General features: G+C 65.4%; 21 protein-coding genes. 8 read left to right on the top strand and 13 right to left on the bottom strand.

Annotated elements, in window-relative coordinates; all coding sequences use genetic code 11:
* Nucleotides 1-9: 9 nt before the first annotated feature.
* Together proB and AC2CGW_RS05230 are read left to right on the top strand one after the other, a co-directional pair.
* Nucleotides 10-1,128, top strand: a complete 1,119-nt coding sequence (gene proB, locus AC2CGW_RS05235) for a glutamate 5-kinase (RefSeq protein WP_484573631.1) — start codon at nucleotides 10-12, stop codon at nucleotides 1,126-1,128.
* 23 nt (nucleotides 1,129-1,151) lie between these two features.
* Entirely contained in the window at nucleotides 1,152-1,601 is a 450-nt protein-coding gene (locus AC2CGW_RS05230) for a CreA family protein (RefSeq protein ID WP_186668416.1), read from the top strand.
* A 127-nt stretch (nucleotides 1,602-1,728) separates the two neighbouring features.
* Here AC2CGW_RS05230 and mksF read toward each other — a convergent pair whose 3' ends face one another.
* Genes mksF through mksB form a run of 3 tightly spaced genes read right to left on the bottom strand, consistent with a single transcriptional unit; the run spans nucleotide 1,729 to nucleotide 6,540 of the window.
* Nucleotides 1,729-4,560 (bottom strand): Mks condensin complex protein MksF, encoded by a 2,832-nt coding sequence (gene mksF / locus AC2CGW_RS05225; protein ID WP_112899166.1) that lies wholly within the window; start codon nucleotides 4,558-4,560, stop codon nucleotides 1,729-1,731.
* Nucleotides 4,557-5,264 (bottom strand): Mks condensin complex protein MksE, encoded by a 708-nt coding sequence (gene mksE, locus AC2CGW_RS05220; protein WP_484573630.1) that lies wholly within the window; start codon nucleotides 5,262-5,264, stop codon nucleotides 4,557-4,559. Before mksE ends, mksF begins: the two co-directional genes overlap by 4 nt.
* On the bottom strand, nucleotides 5,254-6,540 hold the full coding sequence (gene mksB / locus AC2CGW_RS05215) for an Mks condensin complex protein MksB (RefSeq protein ID WP_054892490.1): 1,287 nt from the start codon (nucleotides 6,538-6,540) through the stop codon (nucleotides 5,254-5,256). The genes mksE and mksB overlap by 11 nt, the downstream gene beginning before the upstream one ends.
* A gap of 272 nt (nucleotides 6,541-6,812) precedes the next feature.
* Here mksB and AC2CGW_RS05210 point away from each other — a divergent pair, with 272 nt between their 5' ends.
* Together AC2CGW_RS05210 and rimI are read left to right on the top strand one after the other, a co-directional pair.
* Complete coding sequence (locus AC2CGW_RS05210) at nucleotides 6,813-7,607, top strand: energy transducer TonB (protein ID WP_186668345.1); 795 nt, start codon at nucleotides 6,813-6,815, stop codon at nucleotides 7,605-7,607.
* Nucleotides 7,604-8,059 (top strand): ribosomal protein S18-alanine N-acetyltransferase, encoded by a 456-nt coding sequence (gene rimI, locus AC2CGW_RS05205; protein ID WP_186668343.1) that lies wholly within the window; start codon nucleotides 7,604-7,606, stop codon nucleotides 8,057-8,059. Before AC2CGW_RS05210 ends, rimI begins: the two co-directional genes overlap by 4 nt.
* Before the next feature lie 12 nt (nucleotides 8,060-8,071).
* Here the strand turns inward: rimI and AC2CGW_RS05200 are convergent, their stop codons facing one another.
* Nucleotides 8,072-8,848 (bottom strand): TatD family hydrolase, encoded by a 777-nt coding sequence (locus tag AC2CGW_RS05200; protein ID WP_484573629.1) that lies wholly within the window; start codon nucleotides 8,846-8,848, stop codon nucleotides 8,072-8,074.
* Nucleotides 8,849-8,850: 2 nt separating this feature from the next.
* Complete coding sequence (cra, locus tag AC2CGW_RS05195; protein WP_426351707.1) at nucleotides 8,851-9,843, bottom strand: catabolite repressor/activator; 993 nt, start codon at nucleotides 9,841-9,843, stop codon at nucleotides 8,851-8,853.
* A gap of 279 nt (nucleotides 9,844-10,122) precedes the next feature.
* On the opposite strand from cra, the gene ptsP reads away from it, so the two are divergent.
* From ptsP to AC2CGW_RS05180, 3 genes are read left to right on the top strand one after another with little or no spacing between them, the layout of a single operon-like run.
* Nucleotides 10,123-12,975, top strand: a complete 2,853-nt coding sequence (ptsP, locus tag AC2CGW_RS05190) for a phosphoenolpyruvate--protein phosphotransferase (protein WP_484573628.1) — start codon at nucleotides 10,123-10,125, stop codon at nucleotides 12,973-12,975.
* Between the two features lies 1 nt (nucleotide 12,976).
* Nucleotides 12,977-13,927: a 1-phosphofructokinase gene (gene pfkB / locus AC2CGW_RS05185; protein ID WP_186668335.1), complete on the top strand. Its 951-nt coding sequence runs from the start codon at nucleotides 12,977-12,979 to the stop codon at nucleotides 13,925-13,927.
* Entirely contained in the window at nucleotides 13,924-15,651 is a 1,728-nt protein-coding gene (locus AC2CGW_RS05180; RefSeq protein ID WP_484573627.1) for a PTS fructose-like transporter subunit IIB, read from the top strand. The genes pfkB and AC2CGW_RS05180 overlap by 4 nt, the downstream gene beginning before the upstream one ends.
* Nucleotides 15,652-15,711: 60 nt before the next feature.
* On the opposite strand, the gene AC2CGW_RS05175 is transcribed toward AC2CGW_RS05180, so the two are convergent.
* Complete coding sequence (locus AC2CGW_RS05175) at nucleotides 15,712-15,927, bottom strand: DUF3820 family protein (RefSeq protein ID WP_054892498.1); 216 nt, start codon at nucleotides 15,925-15,927, stop codon at nucleotides 15,712-15,714.
* A 224-nt stretch (nucleotides 15,928-16,151) separates the two neighbouring features.
* On the opposite strand from AC2CGW_RS05175, the gene AC2CGW_RS05170 reads away from it, so the two are divergent.
* Nucleotides 16,152-16,628 (top strand): ferritin-like domain-containing protein, encoded by a 477-nt coding sequence (locus AC2CGW_RS05170; protein WP_186668330.1) that lies wholly within the window; start codon nucleotides 16,152-16,154, stop codon nucleotides 16,626-16,628.
* Here AC2CGW_RS05170 and AC2CGW_RS05165 read toward each other — a convergent pair.
* The 7 genes from AC2CGW_RS05165 to AC2CGW_RS05135 form a co-directional block, all read right to left on the bottom strand.
* Nucleotides 16,625-18,130, bottom strand: coding sequence for a GGDEF domain-containing protein (locus tag AC2CGW_RS05165; RefSeq protein ID WP_484573690.1), 1,506 nt, complete (start codon nucleotides 18,128-18,130; stop codon nucleotides 16,625-16,627). The genes AC2CGW_RS05170 and AC2CGW_RS05165 overlap by 4 nt on opposite strands.
* A 215-nt stretch (nucleotides 18,131-18,345) precedes the next feature.
* Complete coding sequence (locus AC2CGW_RS05160) at nucleotides 18,346-19,677, bottom strand: OprD family porin (RefSeq protein WP_484573626.1); 1,332 nt, start codon at nucleotides 19,675-19,677, stop codon at nucleotides 18,346-18,348.
* A 204-nt stretch (nucleotides 19,678-19,881) separates the two neighbouring features.
* Complete coding sequence (locus tag AC2CGW_RS05155) at nucleotides 19,882-20,106, bottom strand: hypothetical protein (protein ID WP_186668326.1); 225 nt, start codon at nucleotides 20,104-20,106, stop codon at nucleotides 19,882-19,884.
* Between the two features lie 129 nt (nucleotides 20,107-20,235).
* Nucleotides 20,236-21,648, bottom strand: a complete 1,413-nt coding sequence (locus AC2CGW_RS05150) for a heavy metal sensor histidine kinase (protein ID WP_484573625.1) — start codon at nucleotides 21,646-21,648, stop codon at nucleotides 20,236-20,238.
* Complete coding sequence (locus AC2CGW_RS05145; RefSeq protein WP_484573624.1) at nucleotides 21,623-22,297, bottom strand: heavy metal response regulator transcription factor; 675 nt, start codon at nucleotides 22,295-22,297, stop codon at nucleotides 21,623-21,625. The genes AC2CGW_RS05150 and AC2CGW_RS05145 overlap by 26 nt, the downstream gene beginning before the upstream one ends.
* Nucleotides 22,298-22,306: 9 nt before the next feature.
* A complete protein-coding gene (locus AC2CGW_RS05140; protein WP_484573623.1) occupies nucleotides 22,307-25,396 on the bottom strand; it encodes a multidrug efflux RND transporter permease subunit in 3,090 nt (1,029 codons plus the stop codon).
* The gene (locus AC2CGW_RS05135) at nucleotides 25,393-26,556 is read right to left on the bottom strand and encodes an efflux RND transporter periplasmic adaptor subunit (protein ID WP_484573622.1); all 1,164 of its coding nucleotides are present in this window, start codon (nucleotides 26,554-26,556) and stop codon (nucleotides 25,393-25,395) included. The genes AC2CGW_RS05140 and AC2CGW_RS05135 overlap by 4 nt, the downstream gene beginning before the upstream one ends.
* Between the last annotated feature and the right edge of the window lie 58 nt (nucleotides 26,557-26,614).

The raw sequence follows: 26,614 nt of genomic DNA, 5'->3' as shown, positions 1-26,614 counted from the left end.
GAAGAGAAGATGCGAAGCAAGGTGACGGGCGCCAAGCGCTGGGTCGTGAAGATCGGCAGTGCGCTGCTGACCGCCGATGGCAAGGGCCTCGACCGTGGTGCGATGGCAGTCTGGGTCGAGCAGATGGTCGCACTGCGTGAAGCGGGCGTTGAACTGGTACTGGTCTCCTCAGGGGCCGTGGCCGCAGGCATGAGCCAGCTGGGCTGGACCACGCGACCGAGTGCGATGAACGAGCTGCAGGCGGCCGCCTCGCTCGGCCAGATGCGCTTGGTGCAGGCCTGGGAGTCGAGCTTCGGCGAGCACGGCAAGCACACCGCGCAGATCCTCCTGACCCACGACGACCTTTCCGACCGCAAGCGTTACCTCAATGCCCGCAGCACCCTGCGTACCCTGGTCGACCTGGGCGTGGTGCCGGTGATCAACGAGAACGACACCGTGGTCACCGACGAGATCCGCTTCGGCGACAACGACACCCTCGCCGCGCTGGTGGCCAACCTGGTCGAGGCCGACCTGCTGGTGATCCTTACCGACCGCGACGGCATGTTCGACGCCGACCCGCGCAACAACCCCGAAGCCCAACTGATCTACGAAGCCCGCGCCGACGATCCGTCGCTCGACGCCGTGGCGGGCGGCACCGGTGGCGCCCTGGGGCGCGGTGGCATGCAGACCAAGCTGCGTGCTGCGCGCCTGGCCGCGCGCTCCGGTGCCCACACCATCATCATCGGTGGCCGTATCGAGCGCGTGCTGGACCGCCTGAGGGCTGGCGAACGCCTGGGCACCTTGCTGTCGCCTGAGCGCGGCATGCTCGCCGCGCGCAAGCAGTGGCTGGCTGGCCACCTGCAGACCCGCGGCACCCTGGTGCTCGATGCCGGCGCTGTGAAGGCCCTGCGCGAATCGAACAAGAGCCTGTTGCCGGTCGGTGTGAAGACTGTGCAGGGCAGCTTCCGCCGTGGCGAGATGGTGGTCTGCGTCGGCCCCGATGGCCTGGAAGTGGCCCGTGGCCTGGCCAACTACAGCGCCCTGGAGGCGCAGAAGATCATCGGCCAGCCGTCGGACGCCATCGAAAGCCTGCTGGGCTACAGCGCCGAGCCTGAGCTGGTGCACCGTGACAACCTGGTTCTGGTCTGAAGGAGACGCCCGTGCTGAAAAGGATGTTTGCCGTGGCAGCGTTGATGCTGCCGATGCTGGCCGGTGCCGAGGAAATCGGCCAGGTGTCCACCGTGTTCAAGTTCCTTGGGCCCAACGATCGTATCGTGGTCGAAGCGTTCGACGACCCCAAGGTCGAGGGCGTGACCTGCTACCTGTCGCGGGCCAAGACCGGCGGCGTTAAGGGTGGGCTGGGGTTGGCGGAAGACCGCGCGGAGGCATCGATCGCCTGCCGTCAGGTCGGGCCGATCAACTTCAAGGGTGAGCTCAAGGATGGCGAGGAGGTGTTCAAGGAACGCACCTCGCTGGTGTTCAAGACCATGCAGGTGGTGCGTTTTCTCGACAAGAAGCGCAACACGCTGGTGTACCTGGTGTACAGCGACCGGATAGTCGAAGGTAGCCCGCAGAATGCGGTGACGGCGATTCCGATTCTGCCTTGGGCGCATGCCCAATAAACGACGCAGCTCCTCCCCCTGTGGGAGCGGGCTTGCCCCGCGATAGGGCCCGACCTGGCGGCGAGGTTGCCAAGTCGGGCCCTATCGCGGGGTAAGCCCGCTCCTACAGGAATGGGCCGCGGTTGCCTCAGGCCAGCTCTTCGGCCTGATCCTCACGCACGATTGCCTTCACTTCATCCCGCCGACTGATGTACTTCCAGTCCGCCTCGTCGATGTAGATCCCGTTCGGCCCACTGCCGCCTTCCAGATCGATCGCCACGCGCGCCGACACCTGCGGCTTCACGCTCGCCAGGATAGGTACGAAGCCCAGTTGCTGGCTGGTCTCCAGCAATGCCGCCTGGTTGCGTTCGTCGATGTCCGCCGCTTCGTCGAGGTAGTAGGGCAGGCGAATGCGCCCGGCCAGGTCGCGGTCCATCAGGTGCAGCAACAGGTACATGTTGGTCAGCGCCTTGATGGTCATGGTGGTGCCGTTGGAAGCGGCGCCGTCGATGTCGGCGTGGATCACCGGCTGGCTGTTGATCTTGGTGATCTCGAAGGCCAGCTCGAACAGGTCTTTCAGGCCCAGCTGGTTGTGGTTGGCCGCTACCAGCCGCGCCAGGTACTCCTTGGCCTCTTCGTTCTTGTGATCCTGCTCGGCGCTCTGCGTGAGATCGAACACCGACAGCGTTTCGCCTTCCTCGTACTGGCCGGCACTGTGGATGATCTGGTCGATGTGCTTGAGCGCTTCCTTGTTCGGCGCCAGCACCACGCGGAAGCTCTCCAGGTTGGACACCTGGCGCTTGTTGATCTCGCGGTTGAACAGCGCCAGCTGGTGCTCGAGGCTGTCGTAGTCGCTGCGGATGTTACGCAGGGTCCGGGCGATGTCGGTGACCGCCGCGCGGCGCGCCTTGGCCAGGGTGAGGGCTTCCTCGGTGCGGTGCGAGTAGGCGTTGATCAGCAGCATCAGGCGACGTTCCATGTCGTCTTCGCTGTCGAACTTGGCCACGCCTTTCAGGCGCACCTGGGCGTACAGCGCCTCGATCTGGTTATCGACGCGCTGCAGCGCCTGCCAGCTGTCCTGGTAGTCGTTGAGCAGCGGCAGCAGGTTGTCCATCGAGTCATCGACCGGCTCCATGAACGGCGTGCCGAACGGCAGGTCGGCCGGCAGCAGCTGACGGCGGCGCAGGGCGTCGTCCAGGGTGCGCTGCTTGGCTTCCATGTCGGCGATCTGGCGGCCAACCAGTTGCAGCTTGGCCGACAATTGCTGGACGCGCTCGGTGAAGGCGTCACTGGAGCGCTTGAGCTCGTCCTGGGCGGCTTCGAACTGCGCCAGTTGCTCCATTTTCTCGGGCTCTTCGGCGCTCAGGGTCTCGGTGCGGCGGAAGTCTTCCAGGGCCTTCTGCGCATCCAGCACCTGCTGGTACAGCGCCTCGGTCTGGGCTTTGCTCGCGGCGCGGTCCAGGGCTACGGCCTGCTGGGTCTTGAGCTGCTTGAGCTCCTTTTCCAGGCGCTCTTTCTGGTCGCGTAGGGCGGCTCGGTCGGCCAGGGCCTGCAGTGCGGGCGGCTCGATGTGCGACAGGTCGATGGACAGGCCCGGCACTTCGAAGCGCTCGCCCTTGAAGCTGTCGAGCACGCCTTCAAGCGTCTTGACCCACAGGTCGCTGTCGTCCAGCTCGATGCCCCGATCGCCCAGCGGCAGGCTGAACAGCGCGCCATTGAACAGGCGCATCAGGCGATCGACATCCTGCTGCGAGAACTCCTCACGCAGGCGTGCGTAGCTGTTGTTGTCGGCGTGTTCGAGCTGTTGCTTGACCGCCTTGACGCGTTTTTCCAGGTCGCGCACGCGCTCGTCGAGGTCTTCGGCGGAGAATTGGCGCGACTGCGCCAGGGCGCCGGCCAGTTCGTCGTGGGCGTCCTTGGCGGCGAGCAGTTGCTGCTCCAGTACCTTGACGTCATCGACCAGGGCGAAGCGGTGCTTGAGCACCGACAGCTCGCCGAGCCAGCGCTGGATGCCGGTGATTTCGCGCTCCAGGCGCATCAGCTCCTGGGTGCCGCCACGCTGGTCGTTCTGCAGGCCATCCTGCTCGGCGCGATAGTGCTCGGCCTGGATCACCAGCTCTTCCTTGCGCGCTACGGCGTAGTCCTGCCAGGTGCCGAGCAGGCTGTCGAGCAGGGGGGAGAGACGGTGCAGCTTGCCGCGCAGGATGTCGCGCTGGGCCACGCCGCCGGCAAGTGCCTCGACCAGCGGGCCGGCAGCGACCAGGGCGTTGTAGTCCTGCTCCATGCGGCGCACGTCGCGGAAGGCTTCTTCACAAGCCGCAATGTAGTCGACGCTGCCCGAGCGCAGGCTGTGCTCGAAGGCATCCAGGAACAGCTGCTTGAGCTTGGCGGCAGTGATCTCGCGCATGTGCAGCAGGTTGATGAACAACGCGCGGAAGGTCTTCAGGCTCTGCTCGCTGGTCGAGCGCAGCGGGATCAGGGTCAGGTCCAGCGGCACCGAGGTGTGGCCGCCGACCAGCAGCCGGCGCAGTTCGTCCGGCTTGAGTTCGTAGGCCTTGAGGCCGTTGCGCTCGAGGTTGGTGAACAGCTCCTTCTGGCGCAGGCAGGTGTCGTCTTTCTGGTAGTGGGCCAGGTCCAGCTCGCCCTGATAGGCGAAGAACTGGTGGCCGAAGCCGCCGCCGGGGCCGCGACCGACCACGCCGATCACGTGCGGGCCGTGGGGCAGGTTCAGTTCGCAGAGGATGTAGCTGGTGTCGCTGGCGAAGTAGAAGCGCCGCGACTGCTCCAGGCTGTACTTGCCGAAGCTCATGTCCGACATGCGTGCCAGGATCGGGAACTGCAGGGCGTTGATCGACGCCGATTTACCCAGGTTGTTCGCGCCATAGACCGACAGCGGGTGTTCCAGCGGGAACAGGCCGAGGCTGTAGCCGGCGGTGTTGAGCAGTGCGAAGCGGCGAATGCCGTAGCGTTCCTGGCTCATGCGTCAATCTCCTGTTGCTCTTCGCGGATGGCCCGGGCCAGGGCGTCTTCTTCGCTCTCGTCGCCCTCGAAGGGGGTGAGGTCGAGCGGATCGTCGGTGCGGTTGAGTTGTTCCGGGGTTTCTTCCTCGACCAGCACCGGGATCGGCAGCGGCAGGTCGCTGTGCAGGGTGGCGGCCAGGTCGCGGTCCTGCTGGACCGACAGGCACACATCGAGGAAGCGGTGCATCGGCGGCAGGAAGCGGTAGATGCCGCCTTCTTCATGGGCGAAGCCCAGCTGGGTCATGCGGCGCAGGATTTTCTCTTCGAGCTCCTCGACCGTCTGCACTTCGGCTTGCAGGAACAGGTCGCGGTATTTTTCCAGCAGCGAGGGCAACTCGTCGCGGCCGATGCTGCCGCCGTCGAGCACGGCCATCGGGTCGCGGCCCTGGTCGGCCAGGTGCTCAACCAGGATGAAGGTGAACAGCGACAGGCGCTGGGCGGTCTTGTTGACCTGCGCGGCGGCCTGTTCGGGGACGAAGTAGTAGAAGCCGCGGGTGTCGCAGACCAGCTCGAAACCGAGCGCCTTGAACAGGGTGCGGTACTGGTCCTGGAAGTTCGACAGTTGCGCGTACAGTTCCGGGTCGCGGCGGCTGACGTGGAAACCCTTGAACAGCTCGCGGAAGATCGGCGCGAGCTGGGACAGTTCGGAAAGATCAAGATGCATTGGCTGGGCTCGCGGTGGATTCGGTGGCTGCCGGTTGTTGTTCGCGGCTGGATGTCAGGGCGAAGGAACGCAGGCTGACCAGGTGTTCGCGGGTGGTGTAGTCCTGGCGCTGCAGGCGCTCGCGGCTGAAGCGCTTTTCGCGAGAAAGGCGCGAGAACCAGTACAGCAACTCGTCGGTGGCACCTTCGGGTTCCTGCTCCAGCAGCCAGACCATCAGGTCGGGCAGTGGCAGGGCGTCCTCGCAGCGTTCGAGCATTTCCTTGACCGTACGCGGCGCGCGCGGCAGCGGGCCCTTGTGGGTCTTGTGCGCCTTGGGGAAGCGCGCAGGTTTGGGCTCGAAGCGGGCCAGGGCGTAGACATAGGCCTCGACCTGGCTGGCGCTGCCCAGGAAGGTGCTCTGCGGCCGGGTGAACATCGGCATGGCCGCTTGCGGCACGGCGTCGATGCCCTTCTTGCGGATCACCGACAGGGCCAGTGCCGCGCCGCGGGTGACGGCGTTGTGTCGGCGTGCTTCCTCACGCAGCGGCAGCAGCAGCTCGCGGGCGTGGCGCAGGGTGAGCTGGGCGCTGGTCTGCATCTCGAGGATACGCGCGTGGGTGCGCAGCAGCATGTCGTCGTCGACCAGGTGGCCCAGGCGCGCCTGCTCGCCCAACAGGCGCAGCAGCACGGTCTCGACCTTGCGTACGCCCTGTTCGAAGGCACCGTCGGCGTTGACCAGCTGGATCATCGGTTCGACGTATTCGTCCCAGGTCGCCAGGACCTCGGCGTAGCGCTGGCGCAGGGGGATCTGGCGGTTGCTGGTCTTGGCCCGTTCGGCCACGGCGACCAGCGCCTGTTCGTCGTTGTCGAGCTTCTTCAGGACATCGCGCACGCGCATGTCGAGCAGGCGCAACTGGCGGGCCAGGTCGTCGCTGTCGCGGTTGTCGAAGGCGTCCTGGATGTGCCCGGCCAGGCGCTCGAGGTGGCGCAGGTAGGCTTCGATCTCCAGGCACAGGCCAAGGCGGTGCTCGCGGCGCAGGTAGGCGAGGAAGTCGTGGATCTGCGCGTTGAGCTCGAAGCGGTTCGGGCTCTTGGCCACCGGGACCAGGATATCCAGGCGAATCCACACGTCGAGCAGCTGGGTGATGTCCTGCGGCGTGCTCTCCACCTGCTGGCGGGCCAGTTGCTGACGCAGCTCGACCAGGCTCAGGGTGCCCTGGTCGAAGCGCTCGCACAGCGGCTCGATCAGGGCCCAGTGTTCGGCTAGGGCGCGCAGGACGCGCTTGGGTTCGATCATTGGCGGGTCGACTCTTTGCCAAATAAAAGGGGCGATTGTACTGCATACGGGGGGGAGGATTTCACCCCTTGGTCCGGGATTTGCGTTGATCTGTGCCAGCCTCTTCGCGGGCAAGCCCGCTCCCACAGATACAGCGCCTGGCCCCGTGGGAGCGGGCTTGCCCGCGAAGAGGCCGACACAAGCAATAAATTTTTCCGCCAGCCTGTTGCGGCACGCCGCCGCCAACAGCGTTAGAATGCCCGACTGAACCAAACCCCCCGGATACCCGAGCCTTGCTGACCGAACCCCGCCGCCGCGCCTACCTTTCCGCCATGCAAGTGGTGCACTGGCTGCCGCGTGCCGAACTGCCGTTCGCCGCGCCTTCGCGCCCCGAGCTGCTGTTGCCGGTGGCGCCGGTCGAGGAGCTGGATGTCGAGGTGCAGCCGGTGCGCCAGGCGCCTGCGCAGGGCGAAGCCGCGTCGGTCCATGCCCGCTCCGGCGAGCGACCGAAAATCGAGATCCCGCGCCCCGGCAGCACGCCCAAGCCTGCTGCCAAGCCGGTCGAGCGCGAAGAGGAGGCGCCTAAGGCTGCCCGTCCGTCCCCGGTGCCGCCGCCGCGTTTCGCCCTGCAACTGCTGCGCGCCGGCACGTGCCTGTTGCTGGTGGAGCTTGCCACCGGTCAGCCGTTCCAGAGCCGCGACCCTTCTTACCTGTTGCTCAAGGACATGCTGCGCGCTGCGGGCCTGCCGGACGCGCCGCAGATCATCGGCGAGCCGGTGCGCTGGCCGCTGTTCGTGCGCGGCAACATGGAGCAGGGGCCGGAGGCTGCGCGTGATTTCGTCCAGGGCTTCATCCAGGCCCGCCTCGAAGAGGCCCCCTGCACCTGCCTTTGGCTGATCGGCCTGCCAGCGGTGCGTTTTGCCGGCGACGCCGATGCCCAGGCCTACTACCAATCACTGAAGATCGACGGCCTGGGCGATGTCTGGGCATTGCCGGGTCTTGAACTGTTGATGGACGAACCGCAACGCAAGGCGGACGTCTGGAAAGCGATGCGCCAGCTGATGGCGCGCTGGAAGAGCGTTGAATGAGTGACTCGATCAGTTTCCGCCCGATGACCGAGGCGGATCTGGATAACGTGCTGAAGATCGAATATGCCGCCTTCAGCCACCCCTGGACCCGCGGGATCTTCCAGGATGCGCTCAAGTCCTACGAAGTGTGGCTGATGTTCGACGGCCAGCAGCAGGTAGGGCATGGCGTGATCAACGTGATCATCGACGAAGCGCACCTGCTCAATATCACGGTCAAGCCGGAGAACCAGGGGCGCGGCCTGGGCTTGCGGCTGCTCGAACACCTGATGGCGCGTGCCTACCAGCTCAATGGGCGCGAGTGTTTCCTGGAGGTGCGTGCCAGCAACCAGTCGGCCTATCGTTTGTACGAGCGCTACGGATTCAACGAGATCGGTCGGCGTCGCGATTACTACCCGGTCGCTGGCGGGCGTGAAGACGCCCTGGTGATGGCCTGCACCCTGTTCGAAGAGTAACCGCCTGCGCGGCTACCAGCCGAACAGCTCACAGGCGTTGCGCGTACTGGCCTCGGCCAGCGCCACGCACTCCACCCCCATGATCTCGGCCAGCGCTCGGGCGATATCGGGCAGATGCTCGGGGCTGTTGCGCGCGCCGGGGTGCATCACCGGCGGCATGTCTGGCGCGTCGGTCTCCAGTACCACGCTCTCCAGCGGCAAGCGCGGCAAGGTCTTGCGCAGGCGCAAGGCCTGCGGCCAGGTGGCGGCGCCACCCAGGCCCAGCTTGAAGCCGAGCTTGATGTATTCGCGTGCTTCTTCGTAGCTGCCGGCGAAGGCGTGGATGATGCCGGCGCGTACGGGCTTGTAGCGCTTGAGCGTGGCGATCACCTGGGCGTGGCTGCGGCGTACGTGCAGCAGCGCAGGCAATTCGAAGTCGCAGGCCATCTGCAATTGCGCTTCGAACAAGGCCTGCTGGCGGTCCTTGTCGAGCTCGGGCAGGTAATAGTCCAGGCCGAACTCGCCGACCGCACACAGGCGTGGATCGCCGCGCAGGCGTTCTAGCCACGCGCGCAGTTGCGCCAGGTGTTCGGGCCGGTGCTGCTCGAGGTACACCGGGTGCAGGCCGAGGGCGGCTGGCAGGCGTGCATCGCTGCAAGCCAGGTCCCAGACCCGCTGCCAGTTGCCCTGATCCACCCCCAGTACCACCATGCGCTCGACCCCCAGCGCCGCTGCGTTGGCCAGCAGGCGCTCGCGGTCGGCGTCGAAGTCGGGGAAGTCCAGGTGGGTATGGGTGTCGATCAGGCGCATGTTCAGGCCGAAATGCGCTGCTTGAAGGTTCGCGCCACGGCATGTACGCCTGGGGCGTAGGTCTTCTGCTCGATGGCGGCCAGGGCCAGCTCCAGTGCGGTGGCGGCGATCTGACCGTGCTGCTGGGCCATGGCGTTGACCGGCAGCGGCAGGAAGTCGAGCAACTGGTTGTCGCCGAAGGTGCCCAGTTGCAGCCCACGTGGCCCGCTGGCACGGGCTTGCAGGGCGTCGAACACGCCTTGCAGCAATACGTAGGAGGTCGTCACCAGGGCATCGGGCAGGTCGCCGAGCTCGTCGATCAGCGTTTCCATCAGGCGCTGGCCACAGGCGCGGCTGAAGGCGTCGCCTTCGTAGCGGCGAACTTCGCCATCAAAACCTTGCAGGGCCTCGTCGAACCCCCCGGCGCGGGCCTGGCTGACCGACAGCTCCGGACGCGCACCGATCAAGGCGATGCTGCGAGGCTTGCTGCCCAGCAGGCTTTCGGTGAGTTGGCGGCTGGCATCGCGGTCGTCACTGATCACCGAGCAGAAGTGCGCGGGGTCGAGGCGGCGGTCGATGGCAATCACTGGCAGGCCCTTGTTCTGCATTTCGCGATAACTGTCATCTTCCGGCGGCAGGCAACTGGCGACGAACAACGCATCGCAGCGGCGAGCGCGGAACAACTGCTGCAGTTGGCGTTCGCTCTCGGGTTGGTCATCACTGCTGGCGATCAGCAACTGGTAGCCACGGGCTCGCGCGCCCTGTTCGAGCTGCTTGGCGATGCGTGCGTAGCTGGGGTTTTCCAGGTCCGGGAGGATGAAGCCGAGGGTGCGTGTGTGCCGACTGCGCAGGCCGGCAGCCTGGGGGTTGGGCGTGAAGTCGTGGGCATCGACCACGGCGCGCACCCGCTCGACGGTGGCGCTGCTGATGCGCTGCTGTTCGGCCTTGCCGTTGATGACGTAGCTGGCAGTGGTCACGGAAACACCGGCCAGACGTGCGATATCGCTGAGTTTCACCGCATTTTCCTTGTTATTACCGGGGCAGCCTGGGGCGCCTGATCGGTTAGTCTTACTCAGAATTGTGTCCAAGTGCAGGCGACCATTGTCGCAATTGTTCCGACAAACTGGGGCTTTTTCCTACGCAGATTATCGAGTAACGTGGCCGCCTGGTCAGATTAAACGTTTCAGCATCCGATTGAACGGGAACTGCCCCTGAGCCCGCGGGTGAAAAAACGCGTTGAATCCCACAACAATAACCTCAGTCCCGAGCGACGGGTACTGCAAAAGGAGAAGGTCATGCTCGAGCTCGCGAGAGAGCAGATAGCCATGGGCCAGGTTGCCAGCGATAAAGCAGCGGCACTGCGCCTGCTGGCCGATCGGCTGGTCAGCGATGGCCTGGTCGCCGAGGGTTACCTCCAGGGCCTTGAGGCTCGCGAGGCGCAGGGCTCCACGTTCCTTGGCCAAGGCATCGCCATTCCCCACGGTACCCCGCAGACCCGCGACCTGGTGTACGCCACCGGTGTTCGCCTGTTGCAGTTTCCCGAGGGGGTGGACTGGGGCGATGGGCAAATCGTCTACCTGGCGATCGGCATCGCCGCGCGCTCTGACGAACACCTGCGCCTGCTGCAACTGCTGACGCGTGCCCTCGGTGAAACCGACCTGGCCGAGGCGCTGCGCCGCGCCAGCTCTGCCGACGCACTGCTCAAGCTGTTGCAGGGGGCGCCGCGTGAACTGGCGCTGGATGCACAGCTGATCGGTCTGAACCTGCCCGCCGAAGACTTCGCTGAACTGGCCTGGCGCGGTGCGCGCCTGCTGCAGCGTGGCGGCTGTGTAGACAGCGGTTTCGCAGCGCTGTTGCAGCAGGCCGAGCCACTGCCGTTGGGAGAGGGGTTGTGGTGGTTGCACAGCGAGCGCGATGTGCTGCAGCCTGGCCTGGCGTTCGTGACGCCGCAGCAGCCCCTGCGTCATCGTGACCAGCCGTTGAACGGCCTGTTCTGCCTGGCCAGCCTTGGCGCTGCGCACCAGGCCTTGCTCGAGCGCCTGTGTCAGGTGCTGATCGAAGGGCGCGGGCAGACCCTCTACCAGGCCACCAGCAGCCGCGATGTGCTGCAGGTGCTGGGCGGCGAGGCGCCGCCAGATTGGCCCAGCGTGCGCGTGATACTGGCCAACCCCCATGGCCTGCATGCCCGCCCGGCGAAGGTGCTGGCGCAACTGGCCAAGGGCTTCGAGGGTGAGATCCGCATCCGCCTGACCGACAGCGGCCATCCCGGCGTATCGGTGAAAAGCCTGAGCCGCCTGCTGTCACTAGGGGCTCGGCGTGGGCAGGAACTGGAGCTGATCGCCGAGCCGGCCATCGCCAGTGATGCCCTGCCGGTGTTGCTGGAAGCCATCGAACAGGGCCTGGGCGAGGACGTCGAACCGTTGCCGGCGCATGCCCTGCCGGTCGCCGAGGTGGTGGGCGAAACCTTGCAAGCGCCGCTGCCCGGTAGCCAGGTCCAGGGCGTCGGTGCAGCGCCAGGCATCGCCAGCGGGCCGGCCCATGTACGGATTGAGCGCCAGATCGATTATCCGCTGCGCGGCGAATCCTGCGCCCAGGAACGTGCCAGGCTGCGTGCTGCCCTGGCAGCGGTCAACGCCGAGCTGCAGACACTGGTGCAACGCAGCGACAAGGCCATCGGTGAGATCTTCATCACACACCAGGAGATGCTCGCCGACCCGGCACTGGGCGATGAGGTGGACCTGCGCCTGGCCCAGGGCGAAAGTGCCGCAGCGGCGTGGATGGCGGTGATCGAGGCGGCCGCAAGCCAACAGGAGGCGCTGCGCGATGCGTTGCTCGCCGAACGTGCCGCCGACCTGCGCGACATTGGCCGAAGGGTGCTGGCGCAGCTGTGTGGCGTCGCCGAGCAGGCCGAGCCGCAACAGCCTTATGTGCTGGTGATGGCTGAAGTCGGGCCGTCCGATGTGGCGCGTCTCGACCCGGCGCGGGTTGCTGGCATCGTGACCGCGCAAGGCGGGGCCACCGCGCACAGCGCCATCGTTGCCCGCGCTTTGGGCATTCCGGCGGTGGTCGGTGCCGGGGCGGCGATCCTGCTGGTGGAGGCGGGTACGCCGCTGTTGCTCGACGGGCAACGGGGCAAGGTCAGCGTTGCGCCGCCTGCCGATGAGCTGCAGCGTGCGTTGGCCGAACGCGATCAGCGTGAGCAGCGTCTGCAGGCCGCCTGGGTCAAACGCCATGAGCCGGCCGTGACCCGCGATGGCCATGCCGTCGAAGTCTTCGCCAACATCGGTGACAGCAGTGGCATCGACAAGGTGGTGGAGCTTGGCGCCGAAGGCGTCGGCCTGTTACGCACCGAACTGATCTTCATGGCTCATCCGCAACTGCCGGATGTGGCCACCCAGGAAGCCGAGTATCGCCGCGTGCTCGATGGCCTGCAGGGGCGCCCGTTGGTGGTGCGCACCCTCGATGTGGGCGGTGACAAGCCCTTGCCCTACTGGCCGATCGCCGATGAAGACAACCCCTTCCTCGGCGTGCGTGGCGTGCGCCTGACCCTGCAGCGTCCGCAGGTCATGGAGGAGCAGTTGCGCGCCTTGCTGCGCGCGGCCGACGACCGGCCACTGCGGATCATGTTCCCGATGGTCGGCCAGATGCATGAGTGGCGCGCGGCCAAAGCCATGGTCGAGCGGCTGCGTGAGGAGATCCCGGTCAATGACCTGCAGGTGGGGATCATGGTCGAGGTGCCGTCGGCTGCGCTGCTGGCCCCGCAACTGGCCCGGGAGGTGGACTTCTTCAGCATCGGCACCAACGACCTGACCCAGTACGCCCTGGCCATCGACCGCGGCCATCCGAGCCTGTCGGCCCAGGCCGATGGTCTGCACCCGGCGGTGCTGCAACTGATCGACATGACCGTGCGCGCCGCCCATGCCGAAGGCAAGTGGGTGGGCGTGTGCGGTGAACTGGCGGCCGACCCGCAGGCAGTGCCGGTGCTGCTGGGGCTGGCGGTGGACGAACTGAGCGTCGCGGCGCGCAGCGTCGCCGAAGTCAAGGCCCTGGTGCGCCAGGCCGATTACCCGACGGCCCGTGCCCTGGCGCGCGAGGCCCTGCAACAGGACAGCGCCGAGGCGGTACGGGCGCTGGTGGAGCGTTATTGAAATGGCCAAGATTCTTACCCTGACCCTCAACCCTGCGATCGACCTCACGGTAACCCTCGAGCGCCTGCACGCCGGTGAGGTCAATCGCACCCATGACCAGCGCAGCCACGCCGCCGGCAAGGGCCTGAACGTTGCCCAGGTGCTGGCTGACCTTGGGCATCAGGTGACGGTCAGCGGCTTTCTGGGGCGCGACAACCTGCAGCCTTTCGAAGCGCTGATTGCCCGCCGCGGCTTCGACGACGGTTTCGTTCGCGTGTCGGGCGAAACCCGCACCAACATCAAGCTGGTCGAGGCCGATGGCCGGGTCACCGATGTCAATGGCCAGGGCCCGCAGGTCGACGACGCGGCCCAGGCCGAGCTGCTCGAGTACCTGGCACAGCGGGCAGCCGGGCATGACGTGGTGGTGGTGGCAGGCAGCTTGCCTCGTGGCGTCAGCACGCAGTGGTTCTGCCAGTTGCTGGGACAGTTGGCCGCGCAGGGCCTGAAGGTGGCGTTGGACACCAGCGGCGAAGCCTTGCGCGCCGGTCTGCAAAGCACACCCTGGTTGGTCAAGCCCAATACCGATGAGCTGGGCGAGCTTTTCGGCATCACCGTGCAGGCTTTTTCCGAGCAGCGCGATGCCGCCCGGCGTCTGCTCGACAGCGGCGTCACTCACGTGGTGGTGTCCCAGGGCGAGCACGGGGTGAACTGGTTCGCCGCTGACCTGGCCCTGCATGCCCAGCCGCCCAAGGTGCGCATCGCCAGTACCGTGGGCGCGGGCGACTCGCTGGTGGCGGGCATGGTTCATGGCCTGCTGCAGGCCGAGAGCGCCGGGCAGACCTTGCGCCGCGCCACGGCCATCGCTGCCCAGGCGGTGACCCAGGTGGGCTTCGGCATCGACGACCGCGAACAGCTGTCGCGCCTGGAGGCTGCCGTGCAACTGACAGAACAACAACAAGAGGCTCGCCGATGAACATTGCGATCGTCACCGCCTGCCCGAATGGCCAGGTGTCGAGTGTATTGAGTGCACGCTTGCTGGCCGCCGCGGCCCAACGCCGGGGCTGGAGTACCAGTGTCGAGGTGTGGGATGCCGAGCACCCCGAGCGGCGCCTGAGCTCTGCGCAGATCGCCGAGGCCGACTGGGTGCTGGTGGTCAGCACGGGTTCGGTGGACCTGAGTCGCTTCGTCGGCAAGCCGGTGTACCAGAGCACCCCGGCCCAGGCGCTGGCCGATCGCGAAGGTTTCCTCGATGAAGCGGCGGCCAACGCCAAGGTGCTCGAAGCGAGCGGCGCCGAGGTGCCAAGCTGCAGCGCTGCACCCCGTATCGTGGCGGTCACCGCCTGCCCGACCGGTGTGGCCCATACCTTCATGGCGGCCGAAGCCTTGCAGCAGGCTGCCCGGGAGCTGGGCTACGGTTTCAGTGTCGAGACCCAGGGCTCGGTGGGCGCACGCAACCCGCTGACGGCCGACGCCATTGCCGAGGCGGACGTGGTGCTGCTGGCAGCCGACATCGAGGTGCCGGCTGCACGCTTCGCGGGCAAGCGCATCTACCGATGCGGCACCGGCATCGCCCTCAAGCAGGCGCGGGCGACCCTCGACAAGGCGCTGGCCGACGCCAAGCTGGAAAGCGCCGAGGGCGCAGCCGAGACGCCCGCGAAAAGTGAAAAGGCCGGTGTCTACAAACACCTGTTGACCGGCGTGTCGTTCATGCTGCCGATGGTGGTGGCAGGTGGGCTGCTGATCGCCCTGTCGTTCGTCTTCGGCATCGAGGCGTTCAAGGAGCCGGGCACCTTGCCTGCGGCCTTGATGCAGATCGGTGGAGAGGCGGCGTTCAAGCTGATGGTGCCGATGCTGGCGGGGTATATCGCCTGGTCCATCGCCGACCGCCCGGGCCTGGCCCCAGGGATGATCGGTGGCCTGCTGGCCAGCACCCTGGGGGCGGGTTTCATTGGCGGTATCGTCGCGGGCTTTCTTGCTGGCTACAGCGCCAAGGCCATCAGCCGCTGGGCGCGTCTGCCCACCAGCCTCGAAGCGCTCAAGCCGATCCTGATCATCCCGCTGTTGGCCAGCCTGTTCACCGGGTTGGTGATGATCTACGTGGTCGGTCATCCGGTGGCGGCGATGCTCGAGGGACTGACGCGTTTTCTCGACAGCATGGGAACCACCAATGCGATCCTGCTCGGATTGCTGCTGGGTGGGATGATGTGCGTCGACCTCGGCGGGCCGATCAACAAGGCGGCTTATGCGTTCTCGGTAGGCTTGCTGGCCTCGTCGAGCTACGCGCCGATGGCGGCGACCATGGCCGCTGGAATGGTGCCGCCGATCGGCCTGGGAATCGCTACCTTTTTGGCCCGGCGCAAGTTTGCCCAGAGTGAGCGCGAGGCGGGCAAGGCGGCATTGGTGCTGGGGCTTTGCTTCATCTCCGAGGGCGCGATTCCCTTCGCGGCGAAGGACCCATTGCGGGTGATTCCGGCGAGCATCGCCGGCGGTGCGCTGACGGGGGCGCTGTCGATGTACTTTGGCTGCAAGCTGATGGCGCCGCACGGTGGACTGTTCGTGTTGCTGATCCCCAACGCGATCAATCATGCGCTGCTGTACCTGCTGGCGATCCTGGCCGGGAGCCTGGTGACGGCGGTGGTGTACGCGCTGATCAAGAAGGGGGAGCGGGTGGAGATGGTGGTGGCGCCGGCCAAGTGATCGGCTGGAGGCGCTGGAGGATGCTTCGCAGGCTTGCCCGCGAAGCATCCAGCACTGATCTCAACGCTTGTGCCGCAATGGCACCAGCAACTCGCCCAGGCCGTTGTGATCGATCTCATGCATCAACGCCAGCAACCCGCCCAGCTCGCCGGGCGGAAAGCCCTTGCGCGCGAACCATGCCAGGTAGTCGCCCGGCAGGTCGGCGATGATCCGGCCCTGGTATTTGCCGAAGGGCATGGTCCGTGTGACCAGCAGTTGCAAGGATTCGGGTTTCATTCGGTGAACCTGGTGCGCTGAAAGCGCCGACCATACAGCAATCGCTGTGCGTATCCACCCTGCAATCTGCACGAGCACGCAAGCGGCGATCATGCAGAACACCGTTTCACTGTCGTCGCGGCTATTAAATAAGTAACTGATTTGTAAGCTTTTTATTTTATGTTCAGGCTTGGCATGAAGACTGCTCCAGTCATAGGGACTATCACCTGCCAAGGAGTTACGCCATGAGCAACCCCAACAAAGATGTGATCGACGTGCTCAACGACCTGATCGAGTACAGCAAGGACGGCGAAAAGGGTTTCAAGGAGTCGGCCGATGACGTCAAGAATCCTGAGCTGAAGACCTTCTTCGTCCAGCGAGCGACGGCGTGTAACCAGGCCGCTGCTGAACTTCAGGCTGAAGTACGTCATCTTGGTGGCGATCCCGAGACCTCGACCAGCTTGAGCGGTGATATTCACCGTGGCTGGGTCAACCTCAAGTCGATGGTGACCGGCAAGGATGAAGAAGCGGTGCTCAACGAAGTGGAGCGGGGCGAAGACCATGCCCTGAAGGCCTACAAGGAAGCCCGAGAAAAGCTCGTTAAGCTCAATAACCCCAGCGCGCAGAATGCGCTGACCTTGGTCGATCGCCAGCTGCAAGGCGTACAGCGCAATCACGACCAGGTGAAAGCACTGCGTGACGCTGCTCGCGCCCGCTCCTAAGCAACAGGCGTGACAGGCCCTTCTACCCGGTTACGGCCCCCCGCCTTGGCCCGGTAAAGGGCTTCATCCGCGGCACCCAGCACTTCTGTAAGGTCGTGTTGGGTGCCGGGTTCGTAAAGGCCGATGCCAATGCTGACCGTGATTGGCTGCTCATCGGCACCGAATCGCGGCATCGCTTCGACACTCAGGCGAATGCGCTCGGCCAGCAGCAACGCACCGGCCAGTTCGGTTTCCGGCAGCACCACCTGAAATTCTTCGCCACCGTAGCGCGCTGCCAGATCGGCCGGCCTGCGGATGCAGCGATTGATGGTGCGCGCCACCTCACGCAGGGCATGGTCGCCGCCAGCGTGGCCGTGACGCTGGTTGAACGCCTTGAAGTGATCCACATCCACCATCAGTACCGCCAGCGCCGTGCGGTTGCGTTGCGCGCGCGCCCATTCCTGACGCAGGACCTGATCGAGGCGACGTCGGTTTGCCAGCCCCGTGAGGCTGTCGGTGGCTGCCAGCGTGGCCAGGCCCTGCTCGGCATCGTGGCGCCGACGCAGTTCGCGCCCCAGCAGCACGGTCAGCCAGAGTATGCCCAGGCACAGCACCCCCGTGGCCAGGCCGACGATCAGCGCCGTGCGCCGCCAGGCCTGGAAGACTTCGGAAGACGAGTGCGCCACCAGCACGATCAGCGGCAGTTCGCCCACGCGCGCGAACGTGTACATGCGCCGCTCGTCGAACAGGTTCGAGTGTGCGCTGAAACTGCCGCTGCGCGCCTTGAGAATGCGCTGGAAAATAGGGTACTGGCTGAAGTCGCTGCCGATCGGTAGGTCTTGTGGCCGGCTCGGTTGTCGAGCGAGTAACTGGCCGCTGGTGTTGAGCAGGTTGATGCTGCTGTGCTCGCCGATATCCAGGCGCTGGAACAGTTCGCTGAAATAGGACAGGCGCAGGGCGCCGGTCGCCAGGCCTGCGAACTCACCACCGGGGCCGGGAATGCGCCGGCTGAAACTGATGCACCAATCGAGATCGCCCAGCTGTGCCTTGAACGGTGGACCGACCAGCAGACCGAGGTTGGCATTGGCCTGGTGGGCCTTGAACACCCTCGTGCTGGCGAAGTTGGCCTGGCGTGGAATGATGCTGGTGGAGTCGCCCACCACGTCGCCCTGGGCGTCGAGCCACAGCACATCGCCGCGGCTGCGGTCGACGAAGGCCTGGTTGAACAGCAGGCGTTGGCGCAGCGGGCCGGGGACTTCCGGCAGCTCGCGGCGCCCGACTGCCCAGATCAGGCCCTTGAGCGACTGGTCGTAGAGTTCGGCGTTGCGCAGGATGTCACTTTCGATGAGCTGGACGATGTTGTTCGAGGCGCGGATGGAGGACTGTTCGACACTGTCCCGTTCGCGGCCGAGCAGATAGCTGACGATACCTAAAATCGCGAGCACGGCGAGGCAACTGCCCAGGTTGAGGATCAGCTCGGGGTGAGGCCTGGGGAGGATGGGGCGCGGGGATCGAGTGTGCAACATCAGGCTCGCTACTGCATAGGCCCCTCTTTCCGTGAGGGTAGGGCTATAAAGCGGCGGCAATATTCTAGGGAAGTGGCAATTGTCGGACAAGATTAGTCCGTCGGAAATGCATCAGGGGCTTCGCGGGACAAGCCCGCCCCTACAGGGCTGTAGGAGCGGGCTCGTCCCGCGATCACCGGCAACGCCGGTGCCATCCGCTGAGAGAGGGCCGATCAGAACACGTTCAGCGGATAGTCGACGATCACACGCAGCTCGTCGTTATCGTTATCCACGGCCGAGTACCCCTGGCTGCCACGGTGGCTGGCATAGCGCAGCAGCACCGACAGGTCCTTGAACTGGCCTTCCTGGAACACGTACTTCACGTCCAGGTCGCGTTCCCAGTGGCGCGCATCCTTGCCGTCCTCGCTGTACCAGTGGCCATAGCCAACGCTGTTCGGATCAGCCTTGGTGAGGTCCAGCTTGCCGCGCGAATACGACAGCGACGAGGTCAGCCCCGGGATGCCGAGCCCTGCGAAGTCATAGTCGTATTGCAGCTTCCACGAGCGCTCGTTGGGGCCGTTGAAGTCCGAGTACATGCGCGAGTTGTCGAGGTAGATGCTGTCGCCCAGGTTGATGTAGTCGAACGGCGTATTGCCGTTGACCCGCTGGTAGGCGGCAGTGATGCTGTGATGACCGGCCGCCACGGTGAAGTGCAGGCTGTAGGTGTTGTTGTCGATCTTGCCCAGTTTCGACTGGCCAGTGTCCTGAGTGTGGTAGAAGTGCACGCCCGGGTTGAGGCTGACCAGGTCATTGACCACATAGGTGTAGTCGAAGTCGGCGTAGTACTGGTTCCAGATGTCTTTCAGTTCGGCGGCGTAGAGGTTGGCGGTGATGTTCTCGGTGCCGTTCCACGCGGCGCCAGCCCACGACAGGTGCTTGCTGCGCTGGTCGTCGGTCTGCTGGCTATAGTAGGTGTCGATGCGGCGGTGGCCGCTCTGGTTGTAAGGCTTGGTGAAGCTCACCTGGCCGCCTTCGAGCAGCAACCCGTCGACGCTGGTGTTGGTCAGCGCCACGCCACGGAAGGTCTGCGGCAGCATGCGCGTCTCGCCACCGGCGATCACTGGGTTGGTGAGGAACAGGTCACCGGCCTTCAGTTCTGTGTCGAAGCCCTTGAGCTTGATCGCGGCGCCCGCGGTGGAGAATGAATGCGGCGCGGCGCCCAGTTCGTCTTCGTTCTTCTGGTGGGTCGGCAGGATGCTGGTGCCAGCGTGGCCGCCACCGCCATCGAGCTTCAGGCCCAGCATGGCGTGGGCATCGACACCGAAACCGATCACACCGGGCGTGTAGCCCGACTCGAAGCGGGCGACGGCGCCCTGGCCCCACTCGCGATTGTCGCGCACACCCTGGTTGAGTTGGTTGCGGTTGAAGTAGGCGTTGCGAAAGTGCAGGTTCAGCGATGAACCCTCGATGAAGCCATCAGCCTTGTCGTCGTCCGCCTGGGCGGCGTGGGGAATCGTTGCGGCCAATGCAACGAACAGTGGCGTGAAACGGAAAGCGAAGGACACGAGTAAATGCTCCTTTGGTCTAGCGGTGGGGCAGTTTCTAATTGTCGGAATTGCAGTTTCTTGTGAGGGACGTTACAAACCGGCTGATAAATAAAGCGCATAAAAAAAGCCGCTGATGCGCAGCGGCTTTAAAAGGCTAACATATCGACACAGGCACTGCCCATGGCGTAGCCGGGGGAAAACAGGACGTGTTCCGGCTGCCGATCAGCTGTCGGCATTGACATCGTTCGAGACTTTGGAAGCTGTCTGTTGCGCGTCTTTCGTCGCGCCTTGGTGCTGCGCGGCATAGGCATCCTGCGACTGTTGCAGGGTGGCGGCAATCTCTGCGTTACGGGCGACGAAGGCCGGCGATTCCTCAGCCATGGCCAGGGGCGACAACAACAGGGACGACAGGACGAAGACGCTGGCAATACCCATACTGTTGGACATTTGAAACAACCTTCTTGCGTGGCAAGTGTGAGTGAAGACAGGGCTAAGTTAGTCCTGAACAGGCACTTGAAACAGTACCGCAGAGGATAATCACTCTTGCGCAAAAAGTAAGAATTGCTGCGTGGGTCTTCAGACTTTTACCCTAAACCCGCGTAGTTGAGCGCTCGGCAGGTTGATGCCGAAAGTATTGGCGCCCTCTTCGCTGCGTACAAAGACGCTGCCGCCATGCATCAGCGCAATGGCCTTGACGATCGCCAAGCCCAACCCATGGTTACCACCGCCGCTGTTGCTGCGCGCGGCATCGACCCGATAGAAACGCTCGAACAGCAACGGCAGGTGGGCCTCGTCGATAGCCGGCCCGGGGTTGCTCACGGCGATGCTGACCCGCTCCTTATCGACATCGATCCGTACCTGGATCACTTGCCCGGGCGCAGTGTGCTGTACCGCGTTGTTCAGCAGGTTGATGAGCGCGCGGCGCAGTTGTGCCTTTTCGATTGGGGCCTGGGCATCGCCGCTGACCTCGACGCTGACGCGCGCGTCTTCGAGGATGTAGTCGAGGTAGTCCAGAGTGGTCGCCACTTCCTCGGCCAGTGACGCCTGGGTCAGCGCGGTGGCCTTGCTGCCCTGGTCGGCGCTGGCCAGGAACAGCATGTCGTTGATGATGCTGCGCAACCGCTCGAGCTCCTCCAGATTCGATTGCAGCACTTCGAAGTAGTGCTCGGCGCTGCGCCCGCGGGTCAAGGCCACTTGGGTCTGGCCGATCAGGTTGGTCAGCGGCGAGCGCAGTTCGTGGGCAACGTCGGCGTTGAAGGCTTCGAGCCGCGAATAGGCCTGGCTGACCCGGTCGAGCGCGGCGTTGAAGGCCTTGGCAAACTGCGCCAGCTCCGGCGGCAGGTCCTGGGTGCGCAGGCGGCCGTCCAGGCGTGGCGGGGCCAGCGCCTGGGCTTCTGCCGACAGCGCCAGTAGCGGGCGCAGGCCGATGCGTGCGACCCAGTAGGCGAGCAGCGAGGCCAGCAACACACCGAGCACGGCCAGGCCGACAATGGCCACCAGCAGGCTGTGCTGGGCCTGCCAGAAGGTTTGTGTGTCGATACCGATCATGAAGCGTACCGCCGGCCGTTCACCCAGGGCCGGCAGTTGGCTGACCAGGATCTTGAACGGATAGGGGTTGTCGGCCAGGCGCAGGTCGCGCATGCCTTCCGGCCCCTGGGCGAAGCGGCGCAACTGCTCGTTGGGGTGGCCGTACTCGAAGCGCGGATCATCGCTGACCACCCAGAAGCGGATGCGCCGGTCTTCTTCGGCCAGCAGGTTGAGTTTGTTGTGGATCTTCGCCCAGTGTTCCAGGGTGCCGAAGCGGTTGAGGGTGGACTCCAGCACGCTGAAGCGCGCATCCAGCTCGGCCGCCGGCAGCAGGTCGAGGCTGCGGTCGACCTGGCGGTACAACGCGCTGCCGATCAGCACGAACACCGCCAGCGCCACTAGCGTAAACAGCAGCGACAGGCGCAGGGCCAGGGAGTTAGCCCGCACGATTTTCCAGGACATAGCCCATGCCTCGGATGGTGTGCAGCAGCTTGTTTTCGAACGGCCCGTCGAGCTTGGCGCGTAAGCGCTTGATTGCGACCTCGACAACGTTGGCGTCGCTGTCGAAATTGATGTCCCAGACCAGCTCGGCGATGGCGGTCTTGGACAGGATCTCGCCCTGGCGCCGGGCCAGCACGCTGAGCAGCGAGAACTCCTTGGCGGTCAGCTCCAGACGCTGGCCCGCGCGGCTGGCCTTGCGTGCCATCAGGTCGATCCACAGGTCGGCGACTTGGATCTGCAGCGGCTCATGGCTGGTGCTGCGGCGGGTCAGAGCCTGCAGGCGGGCGACCAGTTCGAGGAAGGAGAACGGCTTGCCCAGGTAGTCGTCGGCACCTTCGCGCAAGCCATGAATGCGGTCCTCGACGCGCTCGCGGGCGGTGAGCATGATCACCGGGGTCTGCTTGCGTGCACGCAGGGCGCGCAGCACGCCGTAGCCATCCAGGCCCGGGAGCATGACGTCGAGCACGATCACCGCATAGTCGCCCTCGAGCGCCAGGTGCAGGCCATCGATGCCATCACGGGCCAGATCGACAGTGAAGCCCTGCTCGGTCAGGCCGCGATGCAGGTAGTCGGCGGTTTTTTCTTCGTCTTCGACGATCAGCACACGCATGAGTTTGTCTCAACTGGCGGTCGCGGCCGCGTTGGCGACCTTGCGGCGGTGGAACAGGCGCTCCAGGGCCAAGTATATGACGGGGGTGGTGAACAGCGTCAGCGCCTGGCTGACCAGCAGGCCACCGACCACCGCGATGCCCAGCGGCTGGCGCAGCTCGGCACCGGCTCCGAAGCCGAACATCAAAGGCACCGCGCCGAGCAGGGCGGCGAGGGTGGTCATGATGATCGGCCGGAAGCGTGTCAGGCAGGCCTGGTGGATTGCCTGCTCGGGCGTCATGCCCTGGTTGCGTTGGGCGTCGAGGGCAAAGTCGATGAGCAGGATGCCGTTCTTCTTGACGATGCCGATCAGCAGCACGATGCCGATCAGCCCCATGATGGTGAAGTCCTGGCCCATGGCCCAGAGCAGGATCAGCGCACCGAGGCCCGCCGAGGGCAGGGTGGAGATGATCGTCAGCGGGTGTACGAAGCTCTCGTAGAGCACGCCAAGGATGATGTACACCGCCACCAGTGCTGCGAGGATCAGCCAAGGCTGGCTCGACAATGAACTCTGGAACGCTTGTGCCGCGCCCTGGAAACTGCCGACGATGGCATCGGGCATGCCCAGCTCGCGCTGGGTCTGTTCGAGGATGCGCACCGCATCACCCAGGGCCACGCCGGGGGCTAGGTTGAACGACAGGTTGGCGGCCGGGAACAGGCCGTCGTGGGCGATCGACAGCGGGCCGGTGCTGGGCGGTGCGACATGGGCCAGGGCCGACAGCGGCACCATCTCGCCCGACAACGGTGAGCGCAGGTAGAAATAGTTCAGGCTCTCGGCCTTGCCGCGCTGGCGGGCGTCGAGTTCGAGGATCACCTTGTACTGGTTGGTCTCGGTCTGGAACTCGCTGATCTGGCGCTGGCCGAAGGCGTCGTACAGCGCCTGGTCGACGTCGGTGGTGGTCAGGCCGAAGCGCGCGGCGGCCTGGCGGTCGATGTCGATGCGGGTGACGCTGGCGCCCAGCTGCAGGTCGTTGGACAGGTCACGGAACGCCGGGTTTTCCCGCAGGCGGTCGGTCAGGCGCTGGGTCCACAGGTTCAGGGCCACGCCATCGTTGCTCTTGAGCACGTACTGGTACTGGGTGCGCGACGGGCCGGAGCTGAGGTTGATGTCCTGGCCGGCGCGCAGGTACAGGACGATGCCGGGCACCTGGGCGAGTTTCGGGCGCAGGCGGTCGATCAGTTCGCTGGCTGATACATCGCGCTCGCCGCGGGGCTTGAGGGTGATCCAGAAGCGGCCGTTGGCGATGGTCTGGTTGCTGCCGGTGACGCCGACCGAGTGGGAGAAGGCGCGTACCGCAGGGTCGGCCTCAATGATCTTCGCCAGGGCCTTGTGCTTCTCGATCATCGCCGGGTACGACACGTTGGCGGCTGCCTCGCTGGTGCCGAGGATGAAGCCGGTGTCCTGCAGCGGGAAGAAGCCCTTGGGGATGGCGATATAGCCGACCACTGCCAGCGCCAGGGTCAGGCCGAACACACCCAGCGTCAGGCGCTGGTGGGCGAGGGCGCGGTCCAGGCCCTTTTCGTACCAGCGCACCAGGCGCTGGCCGAAGCCGTCGTGGTGTTCCTGCGGCGGTTTGCGCATGAACAACGCGCAGAGGGTCGGCGCCAGGGTCAGCGACACCACCACCGAAATCAAGATGGTCGAGGTGGCGGTCAGGGCGAACTCCTTGAACAGCCGCCCGACCACGCCGCCCATGAACAGCAGCGGAATGAACGCGGCGATCAGCGAGAAGCTGATCGAGATCACCGTGAAGCCGATCTCGCCGGCGCCCTTGATTGCCGCCGTGCGGCTGTCGTCTCCGGCTTCCAGGTGACGGTGGATGTTCTCCACCACCACGATGGCGTCATCGACCACGAAGCCCACGGCGATGACGATGGCCACCAGGGTGAGGTTGTTGAGGCTGAAGCCTGCCACGTACATCAGCGCGCAACTGGCGATCAGCGACACCCCCAGCACGCTGGAGACGACCAGGGTTGCCGACCACTGGCGCAGGAACAGCGCCATCACCCCGATCACCAGTATCACCGCGATCATCAGAGTGAGTTCCACTTCATGCAGCGAGGCGCGGATGGTTTGGGTGCGGTCGTTGAGCACCGACACCTCGACCGAGGCTGGAAGCATTTCCTGCAAGCGCGGCAGGGCGTCGAGCACGCGATCCACGGTGTCGACGATATTGGCGCCAGGCTGGCGGAAGATCACCAGGTTCAGCCCGGGTTTGTCGCCGGACCAGGATTTGACATAGGCGTTCTCGGCGCCTTCGATCACCTTGGCCACGTCCTGCAGGCGAACCGGGGCGCCGTTGCGGTAGCTGACGATCAGTTGGGCGTAGTCTTCGGGGTGGAACAACTGGTCGTTGGCGGCGATGGTCGAGACACTGTGTTCGCCGTACAGCGCGCCCTTGGCCAGGTTCAGGCTGGTCTGCTGGATGGCCTGGCGGATATCGGCCAAGGTCAGGCCGATGGCCGCGAGCTTCTCGGGCTGGGCTTGTACGCGGATCGCGGGGCGCAGTTGGCCGGTGATGTTGATCAGGCCGACCCCGTCGATCTGGCTGAGCTGGCGCGCCAACAGGGTTTCGGTGTAGTCGCTGAGCTCGTTGCCGGGCATTTGCTCGGAGCTGACGGTCAGCACCAGCACGGGGCTGTCGGCCGGGTTGACCTTGCGCCAGGTCGGTGGGCTGGGTAGGTCCTGCGGCAGGCGCGCAGTGGCGGTGTTGATCGCGGCCTGGACTTCCTGGGCGGCGGTGTCGATGTTCTTGTCGAGGGTGAACTGCAGGATCAGCGTGGTCGAGCCCAGGGCACTGCTGCTGGTCATCTGGGTCATGCCGGGGATGGCGCTGAACTGTACCTCCAGCGGCGTCGCCACCGAGGATGCCATGGTTTCCGGGCTGGCGCCGGGAAGCTGCGCGGTCACCTGGATGGTCGGGAAGTCGGCTTCCGGCAAGGGGGCCACCGGCAGGCGCGGGAAAGCGATGGCCCCCAGCAGCACCAGGGCGAAGGTCAGTAGCAGGGTGGCGATGGGGTGGTCGATGCACCAGGCCGAAACCCCTTTGCGGGTGATCATGGCTGGCTCCGGCGGTCGGCCACTTCGGGGCTGGCGGGCAGGTCGGGGGCGACCTCGACCCGTGCCCCGGGCTTGAGGCGCGACTGGCCGTCGAGCACCAGGCGATCACCGGCCTTGACCCCGGCGATGACGTTCAGCGCGCTGTCCTGGTAGAGCACCTTCACCGGCACGCTGGCAACCTTGTCGCCATCGAGGCGGTAGACGTAATGGCCATCGATGCCTCGCTGCACCACGGGTGGTGGCACCACCAGGGCGTTCTCGTCGATGGCGGTGCGCAGGCGAATGGTCACCAGTTGGCCCGGCCACAAGCGGCCATCCTTGTTGTCGAACTCGGCCTTGATACGCACGGTGCCGGTGTTGGCCGAGACCTGGTTATCGATCAGCGCCAGGTGGCCCTGGCCCAGCAGGCTGCGTTCGCCGTCGGCGTCCATGTAGGCCTCGACCAGCGCTGGTGACGGGGCTTTGAGCAGGTTCTGCAGGCTGGGCAGCATCTGTTGCGGCAGGGCGAACTCGACGGCGATCGGGTTGATCTGGGTGACGCTGAACAGACCCCGGGTGTCGCTGCTGCGCACCAGGTTGCCGGGGTCGACGTTGCGAATGCCGACGCGACCGGTCACCGGTGAGCGGATCTGCGTGTACGACAGCTGCACTTCGGCATTGGCGATGGCTGCCTGGTTACCTTTGACCGTGGCCTGCAGTTGATTCACCAGCGCCTGTTGCTGGTCGAGGGTCTGTTTCGAGACGCCGTCGTCGCTGCTCAGCAGGCGGTAGCGCTTGAGGTCGACACCGGCCACCTGCAACTGTGCCTGGCTCTGGCCGAGTTGGGCGCGAGCCTGCTCGAGACTGGCGCGGATCGCGCGGTCGTCGAGGGTGGCGAGCAGGTCGCCTGCCTTGACCCATTGGCCCTCCTTGACCTGCACCTGGGTCAGGATGCCCTCGACCTGCGGGCGTACATCGACGCTGTGCAACGACAGTACCGAGCCGATGGCGCTGGCAAAGCGCGGCACGTCCTGCTGGGTGACGCTGACCACCCTGACCGGCACGGCATTTTGCGCGCGTGGGGCAGGCGTGTCCTGGCGCAGGCGCAACCAACCGGCCACGGCGATCAGCAGGAGGATGGCCAGGGTGGCGAGAACGAAGGAGCGGGAGGGACGTCGCATCGGTGCTGGTACCGGTCAGTTGGCAGGGTTGGTTACGTGTCGTGTTCTGCGCGGGCAA

It is taken from the genome of Pseudomonas sp. SYWMCR5 (assembly GCF_057197165.1).
The sequence above is the reverse complement of the archived record's forward strand: the minus strand, read 5'-3'. Positions and strand labels throughout refer to the sequence as shown.

Coding starts and splice junctions, on each gene's coding strand:
- proB (WP_484573631.1), top strand. CDS start 10: ATGCGAAGCAAGGTGACGGGCGCCAAGCGCTGGGTCGTGAAGATCGGC.
- AC2CGW_RS05230 (WP_186668416.1), top strand. CDS start 1,152: ATGTTTGCCGTGGCAGCGTTGATGCTGCCGATGCTGGCCGGTGCCGAG.
- mksF (WP_112899166.1), bottom strand. CDS start 4,560: ATGAGCCAGGAACGCTACGGCATTCGCCGCTTCGCACTGCTCAACACC.
- mksE (WP_484573630.1), bottom strand. CDS start 5,264: ATGCATCTTGATCTTTCCGAACTGTCCCAGCTCGCGCCGATCTTCCGC.
- mksB (WP_054892490.1), bottom strand. CDS start 6,540: ATGATCGAACCCAAGCGCGTCCTGCGCGCCCTAGCCGAACACTGGGCC.
- rimI (WP_186668343.1), top strand. CDS start 7,604: ATGAGTGACTCGATCAGTTTCCGCCCGATGACCGAGGCGGATCTGGAT.
- AC2CGW_RS05200 (WP_484573629.1), bottom strand. CDS start 8,848: ATGCGCCTGATCGACACCCATACCCACCTGGACTTCCCCGACTTCGAC.
- ptsP (WP_484573628.1), top strand. CDS start 10,123: ATGCTCGAGCTCGCGAGAGAGCAGATAGCCATGGGCCAGGTTGCCAGC.
- pfkB (WP_186668335.1), top strand. CDS start 12,977: ATGGCCAAGATTCTTACCCTGACCCTCAACCCTGCGATCGACCTCACG.
- AC2CGW_RS05180 (WP_484573627.1), top strand. CDS start 13,924: ATGAACATTGCGATCGTCACCGCCTGCCCGAATGGCCAGGTGTCGAGT.
- AC2CGW_RS05175 (WP_054892498.1), bottom strand. CDS start 15,927: ATGAAACCCGAATCCTTGCAACTGCTGGTCACACGGACCATGCCCTTC.
- AC2CGW_RS05170 (WP_186668330.1), top strand. CDS start 16,152: ATGAGCAACCCCAACAAAGATGTGATCGACGTGCTCAACGACCTGATC.
- AC2CGW_RS05155 (WP_186668326.1), bottom strand. CDS start 20,106: ATGTCCAACAGTATGGGTATTGCCAGCGTCTTCGTCCTGTCGTCCCTG.
- AC2CGW_RS05150 (WP_484573625.1), bottom strand. CDS start 21,648: ATGTCCTGGAAAATCGTGCGGGCTAACTCCCTGGCCCTGCGCCTGTCG.
- AC2CGW_RS05145 (WP_484573624.1), bottom strand. CDS start 22,297: ATGCGTGTGCTGATCGTCGAAGACGAAGAAAAAACCGCCGACTACCTG.
- AC2CGW_RS05140 (WP_484573623.1), bottom strand. CDS start 25,396: ATGATCACCCGCAAAGGGGTTTCGGCCTGGTGCATCGACCACCCCATC.
- AC2CGW_RS05135 (WP_484573622.1), bottom strand. CDS start 26,556: ATGCGACGTCCCTCCCGCTCCTTCGTTCTCGCCACCCTGGCCATCCTC.